The sequence below is a fragment of the Rugamonas rivuli genome (assembly GCF_009380165.1).
GTDB lineage: Bacteria > Pseudomonadota > Gammaproteobacteria > Burkholderiales > Burkholderiaceae_D > Rugamonas > Rugamonas rivuli.
The window spans coordinates 205,673-219,370 of the sequence record NZ_WHUF01000008.1 but is presented as its reverse complement, the minus strand read 5'-3'; the positions used below and the strand labels follow the sequence as shown (position 1 = coordinate 219,370).

The 13,698-nt window shown below is 63.2% G+C and carries 13 protein-coding genes and 1 pseudogene; 3 read left to right on the top strand and 11 right to left on the bottom strand.

Going from position 1 to position 13,698, the window contains the following annotated elements:
* Positions 1–124 precede the first annotated feature (124 nt).
* From dnaK to GEV01_RS26355, 7 genes are all read right to left on the bottom strand, one after another.
* The gene (gene dnaK / locus GEV01_RS26385) at positions 125–2,065 is read right to left on the bottom strand and encodes a molecular chaperone DnaK (protein WP_008452645.1); all 1,941 of its coding nucleotides are present in this window, start codon (positions 2,063–2,065) and stop codon (positions 125–127) included.
* A gap of 119 nt (positions 2,066–2,184) precedes the next feature.
* Complete coding sequence (grpE, locus tag GEV01_RS26380) at positions 2,185–2,724, bottom strand: nucleotide exchange factor GrpE (RefSeq protein WP_152808699.1); 540 nt, start codon at positions 2,722–2,724, stop codon at positions 2,185–2,187.
* A gap of 403 nt (positions 2,725–3,127) precedes the next feature.
* Positions 3,128–4,237 carry a ferrochelatase gene (gene hemH, locus GEV01_RS26375; protein WP_152808697.1) on the bottom strand — a complete coding sequence of 370 codons (1,110 nt, stop codon included), beginning with the start codon at positions 4,235–4,237 and terminating at the stop codon, positions 3,128–3,130.
* A 47-nt stretch (positions 4,238–4,284) separates the two neighbouring features.
* Positions 4,285–5,163 (bottom strand): polysaccharide deacetylase family protein, encoded by an 879-nt coding sequence (locus GEV01_RS26370; protein WP_152808695.1) that lies wholly within the window; start codon positions 5,161–5,163, stop codon positions 4,285–4,287.
* A 14-nt stretch (positions 5,164–5,177) separates the two neighbouring features.
* Positions 5,178–6,830, bottom strand: a complete 1,653-nt coding sequence (recN, locus tag GEV01_RS26365) for a DNA repair protein RecN (RefSeq protein WP_152808693.1) — start codon at positions 6,828–6,830, stop codon at positions 5,178–5,180.
* A 15-nt stretch (positions 6,831–6,845) separates the two neighbouring features.
* Complete coding sequence (locus GEV01_RS26360) at positions 6,846–7,754, bottom strand: NAD kinase (protein WP_152808691.1); 909 nt, start codon at positions 7,752–7,754, stop codon at positions 6,846–6,848.
* A 147-nt stretch (positions 7,755–7,901) separates the two neighbouring features.
* A complete protein-coding gene (locus GEV01_RS26355; RefSeq protein ID WP_152808688.1) occupies positions 7,902–8,984 on the bottom strand; it encodes a DUF3667 domain-containing protein in 1,083 nt (360 codons plus the stop codon).
* A 144-nt stretch (positions 8,985–9,128) separates the two neighbouring features.
* On the opposite strand from GEV01_RS26355, the gene GEV01_RS26350 reads away from it, so the two are divergent.
* From GEV01_RS26350 to gloA, 3 genes and pseudogenes are all read left to right on the top strand, one after another.
* Complete coding sequence (locus GEV01_RS26350) at positions 9,129–9,380, top strand: hypothetical protein (RefSeq protein WP_152808686.1); 252 nt, start codon at positions 9,129–9,131, stop codon at positions 9,378–9,380.
* 134 nt (positions 9,381–9,514) lie between these two features.
* Positions 9,515–9,775: pseudogene (locus GEV01_RS26345) on the top strand (OsmC family peroxiredoxin); the annotation flags it as partial.
* 76 nt (positions 9,776–9,851) lie between these two features.
* Positions 9,852–10,259 (top strand): lactoylglutathione lyase, encoded by a 408-nt coding sequence (gene gloA / locus GEV01_RS26340; RefSeq protein ID WP_152808684.1) that lies wholly within the window; start codon positions 9,852–9,854, stop codon positions 10,257–10,259.
* Between the two features lie 24 nt (positions 10,260–10,283).
* Here gloA and GEV01_RS26335 read toward each other — a convergent pair whose 3' ends face one another.
* The 4 genes from GEV01_RS26335 to GEV01_RS26320 all read right to left on the bottom strand — a co-directional run bounded on the left by GEV01_RS26335 (position 10,284) and on the right by GEV01_RS26320 (position 13,576).
* Positions 10,284–11,018, bottom strand: a complete 735-nt coding sequence (locus tag GEV01_RS26335) for an SDR family oxidoreductase (protein WP_152808681.1) — start codon at positions 11,016–11,018, stop codon at positions 10,284–10,286.
* A gap of 155 nt (positions 11,019–11,173) precedes the next feature.
* On the bottom strand, positions 11,174–12,496 hold the full coding sequence (locus GEV01_RS26330) for a TolC family outer membrane protein (RefSeq protein WP_152808679.1): 1,323 nt from the start codon (positions 12,494–12,496) through the stop codon (positions 11,174–11,176).
* An 87-nt stretch (positions 12,497–12,583) separates the two neighbouring features.
* On the bottom strand, positions 12,584–12,907 hold the full coding sequence (locus GEV01_RS26325) for a rhodanese-like domain-containing protein (protein WP_070270945.1): 324 nt from the start codon (positions 12,905–12,907) through the stop codon (positions 12,584–12,586).
* Positions 12,908–12,922: 15 nt separating this feature from the next.
* Positions 12,923–13,576 carry a protein-L-isoaspartate O-methyltransferase family protein gene (locus GEV01_RS26320; protein WP_152808677.1) on the bottom strand — a complete coding sequence of 218 codons (654 nt, stop codon included), beginning with the start codon at positions 13,574–13,576 and terminating at the stop codon, positions 12,923–12,925.
* Positions 13,577–13,698 lie beyond the last annotated feature (122 nt).

Below are 13,698 nucleotides of genomic sequence, written 5' to 3'. Positions count from 1 at the left end.
GGCACCTTGCTGTATTTATACTGATGTACTGTTTATGCTAAAAAGCCGAGCCGGCGCCGCTTGCGCGGCCGCACGACTCGGCGCTCGTCCTTCCCCGTAGGGGAAAGGCGATCTTACAGGCCGATTACTTGCTGTCTTTGACTTCTTTGAAGTCGGCGTCGACCACGTCGTCCTGCGGCTTGGCCTGCTCGGCGCCAGGCTGTGCGCCACCTTCAGCGCCGCCGGCTGCAGCTTGCTGCGCCTGCATGTCGGCGTACATCTTCTCGCCCAGCTTCTGCGAAGCGGTCGACAGCGATGCCACTTTGGCGTCGATCTCGGCCTTGTCGCCGGCCTTGATCGAACCTTCCAGGTCGGTGATCGCGGCTTCGATTTTTTCCTTCTCGCCAGCTTCCAGCTTGTCGCCGTATTCGGTCAGCGATTTGCGGGTCGAGTGCACCAGCGCGTCGGCCTGGTTGCGCGATTCGGCCAGCTCTTTCACTTTCTTGTCTTCTTCGGCGTTGACTTCAGCATCCTTCACCATCTTCTGGATCTCAGCTTCGGTCAGGCCGGAGTTGGCCTTGATCGTGATCTTGTTTTCTTTGCCGGTGGCCTTGTCTTTCGCGCCGACGTGCAGAATGCCGTTGGCGTCGATGTCGAAGGTCACTTCGATCTGTGGCGTGCCGCGTGCTGCCGGCGGGATGCCTTCCAGATTGAATTCGCCCAGGCCCTTGTTGCCGGCCGCGATTTCACGCTCACCCTGGTAGACCTTGATGGTCACGGCAGGCTGGTTGTCGTCGGCGGTCGAGAACACTTGCGAGAACTTGGTAGGAATCGTGGTGTTCTTGTGGATCATCTTGGTCATCACGCCGCCCAGGGTTTCGATACCCAGCGACAGAGGCGTCACGTCCAGCAGCAGCAAGTCCTTGCGCTCGCCCGACAGCACGGAGCCCTGGATGGCGGCGCCGACAGCGACGGCTTCGTCCGGGTTCACGTCCTTGCGCGGATCTTTGCCGAAGAACTCTTTAACTTTTTCCTGCACCTTAGGCATACGGGTCATGCCGCCGACCAGGATGATGTCGTCGATGTCCGAAACCTTGACGCCGGCATCCTTGATCGCGGTGCGGCATGGTTCCATGGTCGCGTTGATCAGTTCCTCGACCAGCGATTCCAGCTTGGCGCGGGTCATCTTCAGGGTCAGGTGGACCGGTGCGCCGTTCGCCATGGCGATGTACGGCTCGTTGATTTCGGTCTGCTGCGACGACGACAGTTCGATCTTCGCGCGCTCGGCCGAAGCCTTGATGCGCTGCAGGGCGATCGGATCTTTTTTCAGGTCCAGGCCGTTGATCTTCTTGAACTCGTCGATGATGTAATCGATGATGCGCTGGTCGAAGTCTTCGCCGCCCAGGAAGGTGTCGCCGTTGGTCGACAGCACTTCGAATTGTTTTTCGCCATCGACGTCGGCGATCTCGATGATCGACACGTCGAAGGTACCGCCGCCCAAGTCATACACGGCGATCTTGCGGTCGCCCTTGTCGGTCTTGTCCAGGCCGAAAGCCAGTGCGGCTGCGGTTGGTTCGTTGATGATGCGCTTGACGTCCAGGCCCGCGATACGGCCGGCATCCTTGGTAGCCTGGCGCTGCGAGTCGTTGAAGTACGCAGGCACGGTGATGACGGCTTCGGTGACTTCTTCACCGAGGTAGTCTTCTGCCGTTTTCTTCATCTTGCGCAGCACTTCAGCCGAGATTTGCGGCGGAGCCAGTTTTTTGTCGCGCACGCCGATCCATGCATCGCCGTTGTCGGCTTTCATGATCGAGTAAGGCATCAGGCCGATGTCCTTCTGCACTTCTTTTTCGTCGAACTTGCGGCCAATCAGACGTTTGACGGCGAACAGCGTGTTCTTCGGGTTGGTGACAGCCTGGCGTTTTGCCGGCGAGCCGACGAGAATTTCACCATCTTCTTGGTAAGCAATGATCGATGGCGTCGTGCGCGCGCCTTCGGCGTTTTCGATTACCTTTGGCTGACCGTTTTCCATGATGGAAACGCAGGAATTCGTGGTTCCCAGATCGATACCGATAATTCTACCCATGATTTTTCTTCCTTATTTGCTAAAGTTCAGATGGTACTAATATGTGGAAAAGCTGTATGTTTTCAAGTGCTTAGTTCGGCGAAATTTACTATTGTTCGTCGCGGCACTGCCGCGACTCACTATTTCGCTTGCGCCGCGGTCACGATGGCGGGACGCAGCAGGCGGTCCGCGATCATATAGCCTTTTTGCAACACGGAAACAACCGTATTGGCTTCCTGGTCGGCAGGCACGACGGCGACAGCCTGGTGCTTGTTCGGATCCAGCTTCTCGCCCTGGGCCGGCAGGATTTCCAGCAGGCGGTTTTTCTCGAAGGCCGACGACAGCTGCTTGAGCGTCATTTCCACGCCTTCCTTCAGCGATTCGATCGATGGCGTTTCGACTTTCAGGGCCATTTCCAGGCTGTCCTTGACCGGCACCATCGCTTCGGCGAAGCTTTCAACGGCGAACTTGTGGGCCTTGGCCACGTCTTCCTGGGCGCGGCGACGGATGTTTTCACCGTCGGCTTTGGCGCGCATGAAAGCGTCGTGCATCTCGGCCAGTTTCGCTTCGGTGGCCGACAGCTGCTCCTCCAGGGATGGCTGCTGGTCAGGAGTCGATGGCGCGGCCGGCGCTGCGTCCGCCTCTGGATTAGGTACGGCTTGGTTTTCCTGATCTTGCATCTATAGACTCCTACTATCGTGTTTGTTTGACATTACTTTCTTACTGCACCGGCTGCAAATGGGGCGATAACCTACGTTTTCAAGGGGTATTCTGCCCGCCATTTAATCAGCGCCGCCGTGGCCCGCCCCACAAACGAGCTCATGTAACAGGCGTTACAAAACTTCGTCTGTGCAGGCTCTACAATTTGGCGCCGCAACGTCTAAGCTGTATTAAAGACAACCGTTTCAGGGAGCGCATCCATCATGAAGTTGCCACTGATCGCAGCATCCATCCTGGTGTATATCGTCTTGGCGACGGCATGGATATGCTATGCCGCCGATCCCATCAGCCGGCTATTTTAACAGGCTGGCACTCGTCACCCGCAAGTGCTGATTACGGTGAGTGTGGTGTGGTTGTCTCTTTTCAGTCGGCGGCGCCGAGTTTGAGGGCGGCTGCGCGGCCGATTTCCGCATCGGCCTTCACTTCCTCGTGCTGGGCGGCAGGCATCTGGGTCGGCCAGCCGATCATGTGCTGCTCGGCAATTTCCGCCATGGCGGCGATCCAGGCCGGTGATTCGTTCAGGCAAGGGATGTAGTGGAATTCCCGTCCGCCGGCCTGTTCGAAGTCGTGCCGCACTTCCATCGCGATCTCTTCCAGCGTTTCCAGGCAATCGCTGGTGAAGCCGGGGCACAGCACGTCCACCCGCTTGACGCCGTCGCGGGCCAGCTGGGCCACGGTGGGCGCCGTGTACGGCTGCAGCCACTCGGCCTTGCCGAAGCGCGACTGGAAGGTGACGATGTATTGGTCCGGCGTCAGCTTCAGGGCGGCGGCCAGCAGGCGCGCGGTTTTCAGGCATTCGCAGTGGTAGGGGTCGCCCAGCATCAGGGTGCGCTTGGGCACGCCGTGGAAGCTCAGCACCAGCTTGTCCGGGCGGCCGTGGGCCTCCCAGTGCGCCTGCACCGACAGGCGCAGCGCGCGGATGTAGGCTTCGTGGTCGTGGTAGTTGCGCACGAAGCGCAGTTCGGGGATGTTGCGCACCGTGCCGTAGTGGTCGAACACGGCGTCGTAGATCGAGCCGGTGGTGGTGCCGGAATATTGCGGATAGGCGGGCAGCACGGCGATGCGTTCGACGCCGTCGGCCTTCAGCTTGCTCAGCACCTCGGGCAGCGACGGCGAGCCGTAGCGCATCGCCATGGCGACGGTGAAGTTATGGTGGCCGCGTTCGCCGAGCGCGCCGCGCAGCAGCTGGGCCTGGGCGGCGGTGTGCACCTTCAGCGGCGAGCCGTCGCGGGTCCAGATCGATGCGTATTTTTTTGCCGACTGGCCGGAGCGGAACGGCAGGATGATCAGGTTGAGGATGAACCACCACACGATGCGCGGAATCTCGACCACGCGCGGATCGGACAGGAATTCCTTCAGATAGCGGCGCACCGCCGAACGGGTGGGCGCGTCGGGCGTGCCCAGGTTGACCAGCACGATGGCGCTACGGCCCACCGTGCCGTGCTTATGAGGCGGTTCTTTTAAGAAGGTCATGTAGGCCGATGGCAGTGTGTATAAGACAGCTTGCCATTATAGTTAGCCTAGCGCAGCGATGGTTGAAAATCGGCGTCGGTGACCATGCCGAACTCGAAGCCGCCCGCCAGCAGGCCGGCGACGATGGCGTCCAGGCTTTTCAGCGTGTTCGGATGAATCTCGTGCATCAGGATGATGCCGCCGCGGCGCGCGCGGGCGGCAGCCAGCACATGGCCGACGTAGTCGCCCTGGAACTGGCGCGGTACGCCGCAGGTAATCGCTTCGCGGGCGTCGATGGCGCCGGTGCGGTCGTAGGCCCAGTCGCAGGAATCGATATGCCAGCCGACGATCTTGTAGCCATGCTCGCGCACCAGCTGGTTGGTCTCGCAGGTCGAATTGCCATAGGGGTAGCGGAACAGCTTGGGGCCGTCCTGGCCGGCCAGGCTGTCGGTGCGCAGCACCTCGCTGGTCTGGCGGGCCAGGTCGATGTCGTGGAAGTTCGGATGGCTCCACGAGTGGTTGGCGACCACGTCGTGCCCGGCCGCGCGCACCTTGGCCACCAGCTCGGGATACTGCTGCGCCTTTTCGCCGATCATGAAGAAGGTCGCGTGGATCTGGTACTTCTTCAGCACGGCCAGGATGTTCTCGGTGCCCGGTGCGGTGGGGCCGTCGTCGAAAGTCAGCGCCACGCGGTTCAGCGGCGGCGGCGTGGCGATGTCGGACTCGTAGCGGCAACGGCCTTCCAGCACCGCCGGCTCCACGGCCAGGCGCTCGTTGAGGCGCTTGAAGTGATGGTGGCGGATCGCCGCCGCTTCATCCGGCGGCGCGCCGGGCGCCGGCGACAATTGCGAAGGTACTTGCGGAGGTGCTTGTGGCGGCACTTGTGCGGCGGCCAGCGCCCATTGGCTGGCCACGATCAGGCCAGCCGCGATTAGCATGCGTTTCATTCGATTGTTCCGATTCAGGAGGCCAGCAATTCGCGCGCGTGCTTGCGCGTGGTGGCGGTGATTTCCAGGCCGCCCAGCATGCGCGCCACTTCTTCGACGCGGGCCTTGGCGTCGAGTACGTCGATGCGCGAGGCGGTCTTGCCGTTGTCCAGCGTGCCCTTGGCCACCTGGAAGTGCTGGCCCGCCTGGCTGGCCACCTGCGGCAAGTGCGTCACGCACAGCACCTGGCGCTCCTGGCCCAGGCGGCGCAGCAGGCGTCCCACGACTTCGGCCACGCCGCCGCCGATGCCGCTATCCACTTCATCGAAGATCAGCGTCGGCGTGGTGGTGGCGTTGGAGGTGATCACCGATATCGCCAGCGAGATGCGCGCCAGCTCGCCACCGGATGCCACCTTGGCCAGCGAACGCGGCGCCACACCGGCATGGCCGGCCACCAGGAACTCCACCTGCTCCAGGCCATGCGCGCCCGGCTCGCCGGCGTTGAGCGCGACCTCGAAACGGCCGCCCGTCATGTTCAGTTCCTGCATCGCGCGGGTGACGGCGTCGCTCAGCTGGCGGGCCGCGACGGCGCGCGTGGCGGACAGGCGCTGCGCCTGCTCCATGTAGGCCGCCTTGAGCTTCTCCTCCTGCTTGCGCAAGCCTTCGATGTCGCTGGCGTCGGCGATCTGCGACAGGCGCTCGGCCAGCTTCGCATGCTCTTCCGGCAGCTGCTCCTCGGTGACGCGGAACTTGCGCGCCGCCGAGTGGATCGCGTCCATGCGCGCCTCCACCGTGCGCAGGCGCGCCGGGTCGAGGTCCACGCGGTCGAGGTAATCGTTGAGCGCATACACGGCTTCCTGCAGCTGGATGCGCGCCGGTTCGATCAGGTCGACGATGGCTTGCAGGCCGGTGTCGATGCCGGCCAGCTTGCCCAGCTTCTGGTTGAGCGACGACAGCTGCGACAGGATGGGATGATCCTCGGCCTCCGAGATCACGGCCAGCGCCTCCTGCGCGCCCTCCAGCAAACTGGCGGCGTGCGACAGGCGGCTCTGCTCATTGGTGATCTCGGCCCACTCGCCCGGTTTGACGGCCAGCTTTTCCAGCTCGTTGACCTGCCACTCCAGGCGCTCGCGTTCATACAGCACGTTGGCGGCGTTGGTTTCGAACTCCTCCAGCTGCCGCGCCAGCGCGCGCCATGCCCGGTATGCCAGCGACACCGCCTTCACATCGCCGCCCGCGCCGGCCTGGCCGTCGAGCAGCACGCGCTGGGCCTCGGTCTTCATCAGCGACTGGTGCGCGTGCTGGCCGTGGATGTCGACCAGCATGTCGCCGATCTCGCGCAGCTGCGCCGCAGTCGCCGCGATGCCGTTGATGTAGGCCTTGCTGCGGCCGGCGTTGTCGATCACGCGGCGCAGCAGCGCACCGCCCTCCTCCACCGCGAACTCGTTGGCGGCCAGCCAGTCGCGCGCCTGCTCGCTGAGCGCGAAATCGGCCGTGATGTCGGCCTTGGCCGCGCCCTCGCGCACCACGCTGGCGTCGCCCCGGCCGCCCAGCGCCAGCGTCAGCGCATCGATCAGGATCGATTTGCCGGCGCCGGTCTCGCCGGTGAAGACGGTGAAGCCTGCGGAGAATTCCAGTTCGATGGTGTCGACGATGACGAAATCACGGATGGACAGAGTACGGAGCATGGAGGCCTGGTGAGGTTAATTGAGTTTGCCTTCGCCGGAAGGATATTCGTTCCAGTGCAGCTTTTCGCGCAGCGTGTTGTAGTAGCTCCAGCCTTCCGGATGCAGGAAGGTGATCGAATGCGGCGAGCGCTGGATGACGATGCGGTCCTGCGCCTGCAGGCTGGCGAAAGTCTGCATGTCGAAGTTGACGCTGATGTCGCGCCCGCGCACGATCTCCACCACGATCTCGCTGGACTCGGGCAGCACGATGGGCCGGTTCGACAGCGCGTGCGGCGCGATCGGCACCAGCACGATGCCGCCCAGGCTCGGATGCAGCAGCGGCCCGCCGGCCGACAGCGCGTATGCGGTGGAGCCGGTGGGCGTCGAGATGATCAAGCCGTCGGAGCGCTGGTTGTACATGAAGTGGCCGTCGACATCGACGCGCAGCTCGGCCATGCCGGCGCCGCCGCCGCGCGACACCACGACATCGTTGACGGCCAGGCCGACGTGAATGATTTCGCCGTTGCGCATCACGCGCCCTTCGAGCAGGGTGCGGCGCTCGGCCTTGTAGCGGCCGGCCAGGATCTTGGGCAGCACGTCGAGCATGGCGTCGAGCGGGATGTCGGTCATGAAGCCCAGGCGGCCCTGGTTGATGCCGATCAGCGGCACGTCGAACGGCGCCAGCTGGCGCGCGATGCCCAGCATGGTGCCGTCGCCGCCCATGACGATGGCGGCGTCGCAGTGGGCGCCGATTTCGGTGGCGCTCATCACCCGCACGTTGGCCATTTCGAAGCCGAGATGGGCGGCGGTCTGCTCTTCAAACACCGCCGTGTAGCCGTCCTGCTGCAGGAAATCGACCACGCTGCGCACCGATTCGGCGATGCCGTCGGTATTCTGGCGCACGACCAGTGCGATGGTTTGATAAACGGCGTGCGTGGCGGTCATAAAAATCTCGGCAAAGGGGTGAGGTCGGCGACACGCAGCAGAGTAACCCATAACGCAGGCTTCTGCCATCGCCCGTCCGCCCTATGACTGTACATTTAAACAGTATTTTGCGCAGTATAGTGTGCGGGCGGCCAGACTGCAAGGACCTCAGTGGGCGCCGACGCTCATGATCCCGCCCAGCATCGACAGCAGGATCGCCAGGCCGACCGCCATCGAGTAGAAGGTCATCAGCGTACCCCAGCGGAAGAACACGCCCCAGCGGCTGCCGCCGTACACGCGCCGCATCGCCCACGGCAGGTAGCCCAGCAGCCAGCACCACAGCACGAAACCGGCCAAGGCGGAAGGCACCAGCAGGATCACGCTGTAGATGAAGAAGGCGAAGGCGTTGGTGTGCAGCGCGAACAGCAGGTGCTCGCCGAAGCGCTTGCCCGAGCCCAGGTAGAGCACCTTGAGGAACAGCGCGAACACCGGCATCAGGCAGAAGATCGCGTACGGCGCGTAGTGGTAGAAGCCTTCGGTGAAGACCTTGCTCTTTTCGCCGTTGGGCAGGTCTTCGAAGGCCTGCCATTTATGCTTGAGCGTCGGCCAGCGGTCCAGGAAATCGCTGTCCGGGTCCATCACGCGGAGATTGAAATCTTTTTCGCTCTTGCTTTTGATCTTGCTCTTGGCCTTGCTGAGGGCGCCGGCGGGGGTGGCGCTGGACTCTTCCAGCTTGAAGTCCTTCTGCATGTCGTCGATCGCCTCTTCGGCGGCGGCCTTGCCGCGTTGCTCTTCCGGCGTCAGCGGCTTGAACTTCTCGACCGCCGACGACTGCACCTTGGCGGCCTGGCGCGCAGCATCCGCCGCCTTCGTCGCCACCACGGTTTCCGGCTTGCTCTCGTCCGAGCCCGGATCGAAACCGCCGGTGAACTTCATGATCGCGAAGAACAGCAAACTCAGCGTGAGGTACAGGCGCAGCGGCTGCACGAAGCGCACGCGGCGGCCGCGGATGTATTCCAGCGTCAGCGCGCCGGGGCGGAACAGCAGGCGCATCACCGTGCCCCACAGCTTGCCTTCCAGCGCCACGTAATGGCCGACGAACTCGTGCAGGAACTCGCGCGTGCTGGCGTGGTGCAGGATGGCTTCCTGGCCGCAGTTCGAGCAATAGTGGCCGCTGACCACCGCCTCGCAGTTGGGGCAATTGGCCGGCGCCGCGTGGGCGTCGTGTTCCAGATTCACAGCAGTGCTCATGCAAACTTCCTGATCGTTTAAGGCGTGGAAAAAAGTGTAGAAATGATAAACGACTTCAGTTGATAGTTGTCGGAATTCAATGTGGCGACCGAGGAAAAAACAACTGGTTAAGATGGCTTTCGACCACAGCATCGGGAGGACGCCATGAAAGACGCGCACGTCAATACGGACGCCAAGGTGGAGAACGACGGCGTCAAGCGCTTGCCGCACGAGCGCGATGAAGCGCCCGATGCCCAGGATGCCAAGCCGCGCAACGTCATGAAGCAGGCCGCCAGCGACATCGAACGCGGCCTGGTCGACACCGACCTGCACAACCAGCCCGGCGTGGAAAAAACCCGCGCCCCCGGCCCCACGCCCGCCACCGCCCAGCCGCAACCCGGCAGCAAACGCGACTGACCGGCGTCCTCATGAAATCCATGCAAGCGGCCATTGCCACCCTGCTGGCCACGCCAGCGGCATGGACCCAGACCTATCCCGTGCTGCCGGCCAGCACGGCTCATGCAACCGCAAGCCAATAAGGAGTGACCATCATGAGCAGCAAACACACAGGTTCGGCAGTATGGAGCGGCGGTCTGAAAGACGGCGGCGGCAGGATATCCACGCAAAGCGGCGTGCTCGACGGGGTCGAGTACGGCTTTCACTCGCGCCTTGAAGACGGCCCCGGCACCAATCCGGAAGAGCTGATCGGCGCCGCGCACGCGGGCTGCTTCACGATGGCGCTGTCCGGCATCCTGGCCGAGGCCGGCCTGACGGCGCAAAACCTCAGCACCACGGCCACCGTCACGCTGGAGACGCGGCTGGAGAGCTGGGCAGGGTTGCGGCAAAACGCATAGAATCCTGGTTTATCCGTTCCCACGAAAGACCACGATGCGTATTCTGCACACCATGCTGCGGGTCGGCGACCTCCAGCGCTCGATCGATTTCTACACCAAGGTACTCGGCATGAAGCTGCTGCGCACCAGCGACAATCCCGAGTACCAGTACACGCTGGCCTTCCTCGGCTACGGCTCCAACCCGGAGCACGCCGAGCTGGAGCTGACCTACAACTACGGCCAGACCAGCTACGAGCTGGGCACCGCCTACGGCCACATCGCCATTTCCGCCGACGACATCGTCAGCGCCTGCACGGCGGTCAAGGCCAACGGCGGCGCCGTCACGCGCGAGCCGGGCCCGGTCAAGGGCGGCTCGACGGTGATCGCCTTCGTCACCGATCCGGACGGCTACAAGATCGAGCTGATCGAACGCAGCTTCGACGGCCAGGGCGCCGGCCTGTAAGCCGGCCACGGCCGATCCGCGCTGTTACACCAGGCCGCCGTTGGCGCGCAGCGTCTGGCCGTTGACCCAGCCGCCGTCGCCGCCGGCCAGGAAGGCAACCGCGCCGGCGATATCGTCCGGCTGGCCCAGCCGTTCCAGCGGCGCCATCCTGGCCAGGCGGTCGATGGCCTCCGGCGTTTTCCCGTCCAGGAACAGCGCGGTGGCGGTCGGGCCGGGCGCGACGGCGTTGACCGTGATCTGCTTGCCGCGCAATTCCTTGGCCAGGATGTTGGTCATCACCTCGATCGCGCCCTTGATGGCGGCGTACACCGCGTAGCCGGGCAGCGCCAGGCCGATCACACTGCTTGAAAAATTGACGATGCGGCCGCCGCGCTGCAGGCGGGCCGCCGCTTCGCGCATGGTGTTGAAGCTGCCTTTGAGATTGACCGCCACCAGGCGGTCGAAGGTGTCGTCGTCGGTGTCGGCCAGCTGCGGCAAGGCCGGCGGCATGATGCCGGCGCTGTTGACCAGCACGTCGACCCGGCCCAGCTTGGCGATGGCGGCGTCGAACAGGCGTCGCACGGCGGCGGAGTCGGCCACGTCGGCCTGGATGGCGACGGCACTGCCGCCGGCCTGCTCGATGGCGGCGACCACCTTGTCGGCCTCGGCGGCGTTGCCCGCATAGTTGACGACCACGGCATAGCCGTCCCGGGCCAGGCGGCGGGCGATGGCGGCGCCGATGCCGCGCGATGCGCCGGTGACGATGGCAACTTGTTTCATGGTCCTGCTCCTTCGGTGGGTTGGTGTGCAAGCAGTATCACCCAGCGAAGGAAATGAATAAATCCATGGAATTTGCTATGACTATACAATTCTCACGAATAATCCAGGCGAAAAAAAACGCCGGACCAGCCGGCGTCTTGTGATGGCTTGCCGGATCAGTGCACCAGCAGCGCGTTGATCGGCGCCAGGTCTTCTTCCTTCAGCGAACCGGCTGCCGACTTCAGGCGCAGGCCGTTCATGATGGTGTCGTAGCGCGCTTTCGACAGGTCTTTCTGGGTCGAATACAACAGCTTCTGGGCATTCAGCACGTCGATGTTGATACGCACGCCAACCTGGTAGCCCAGCTTGTTCGAATCCAGCGAGGACTTGCTCGACACCTCGGCCGCTTCCAGCGCCTTGACCTGCGCCAGGCCGCTGTTCATGCCCAGGTAGGCCGAACGGGCGTTCTGCGAGGCGGCGCGCTTGGTCGCTTCCAGGTCGTTGCGGGCCTTGTCTTCCAGGGCGATGGTTTCGCGCACCTTGCTGGTGACGGCGAAGCCGTTGAAGATCGGAATATTCCAGCTGACGCCTATAGCATTGTTGTTGCTGCGCTGGAGGGCGGTGGTCGTCTGATGCGAGGTGGACGCGGTCAGGTTGGCGGTCGGCATATGGTTGGCGCGGTTGCGTTCGATTTCACGCTTGGCGATTTCCACGTTCAGCTTGGCGGCGACCACGGCGTAGTTCTGGCTCTCGGCCGAGTTGACCCACGGCTCGACGGCGGCTGGCGACGGCGCGTTGATCGTCACGCCGGTGCGCAGCGGCGCCAGCGCGCCCGGCGCCTGGCCGACGATCACTTGCAGCGCGGTGCGTTTGTTGTCCAGATCGTTAATCGCGGCGAATTCCTGCGCCACCACCAGGTCGTATGCGGCCTGGGCTTCGTGGGTGTCGGTGATGGTCTGGGTGCCGACTTCGAAGTTGCGCTTGGCCGAAGCCAGCTGTTCGGTGGTCGCCACTTTCTGCGCCTGGGTCGAGGTCAGGTTGTCCTGCGCCGTCAGCACGTCGAAATAGGCTTGCGCCACGCGGGTGATCAGGTCTTGCTGGGCCTGGGCGAAGGTGGCTTCGGCGGTGGCCTGCGCCAGCTTGCTCTGCTGGTAAGTCTGCCAGCTGGCCCAGTTGAACAGCGGCTGCGTCAGTTGCACCGAGTAGGAATTGACGTGGTTGTCGGCATCGTTCTTCGGCAAGTAGGCGCCGAGCAGGGAGCTATACGTGCTCTGGTCGCCGCTATTGCGGGTATTGCTGCCGCTGGCGGCAATGGTAGGCAGCAGGCCGGAGCGCCCCTGGGTAATCCGTTCCTGACCGGCGGCCAGCGACGAGCGGGCGCTGGCGTACGTGGCGTCGTTGGCCAGCGCTTGCTGATATACCTGGATCAGGTCGGCCGCCTGTGCGTTGAGCGTCAAGAAGGCGCTGGTGATCAGCACGGCGATAAGGGGTCTCTGCATTGCATTCTCCGTTGGAGTCATCAAAAAAGTTGATCAAATCAAAAACACACTACCTTAGCGCCGCGCTCGTTTCTAGCGCCGCGGCACTTAATACTTGGCCATCGTGCTGTCGACTTGCAGCGCCCAGGCGTGGATGCCGCCGGTCAGGTTGACCATCTTGCCGAAGCCATTACGCTCCAGGAAGGCCGCCACCTGCAGGCTGCGCGCGCCGTGGTGGCAGATGCAGACGATGGCCGCATCCTCATCCAGGTCGTCGATGCGCGCCGGTATGGTATTCATCGGGATCTGCACCGAGCCCTCGATACGGCAGGTCTCGAATTCCCAGTTTTCCCGCACGTCCAGCAACATCGGGCTGGGCCGTGCATCGTCCGCCAGCCAGTCGGCCAGTTCCAGAGCGGTGATCTGCTGCATGCTGGTCCGCCTCGCTTAAAACTTGAACTGCGACGGCTGCACGGCCGAGGACAGCGGCTTGACGTCGGTCTCGAACAAGGTGCGCGTGTCGTAGCCGGCTTCGCCGGTGCGGGTGACCAGCTGCGCCTTCATCGCCGGCGACTGGCCGATGATGACCGCCAGACGGCCGCCCACTTTCAATTGTTGCAACAGCGCCGGCGGCAGTTCCGGCAGCGAACCCGTCACCACGATCACGTCGAACGGCGCACCGTTGCTCCAGCCCTGGGCGCCATTGCCCAGTTCCACGGTCACGTTGGTGACGCCGTTGTCGGCCAAATTCTTTTCGGCCAGCGCTTTCAGCTCCGCCGACACTTCCACCGCCGTCACGTGACGGCCCTTGTGCGCCAGCAGCGCCGCCAGATAGCCGGAGCCGACGCCGATTTCCAGCACGCTCTCATGCTTCTTGACGTTGACGTCTTGCAGCAGACGGGCTTCCACCTTCGGGTTCAGCATGGAAACGCCACCCGGCAGCGGGATTTCGGTATCCGCAAACGCCAGCGCTTTGTGCACGGCCGGCACGAAATTCTCACGTTTCACCACCATCAGCAGATCCAGCACACTCGTGTCCAGGACGTCCCAAGGGCGGATTTGCTGTTCGATCATGTTGAAGCGGGCTTGTTCGATATTCATCTTATGACTCTGGTCGGATTAAATAATCCGTCATTTTATCGTTGAACTGGCATCGAGGCACATATTAACGATATGACGGCGGGTTCGCGGGAAATTGCGACAGTCTGCAGTTTAAGGGGGAT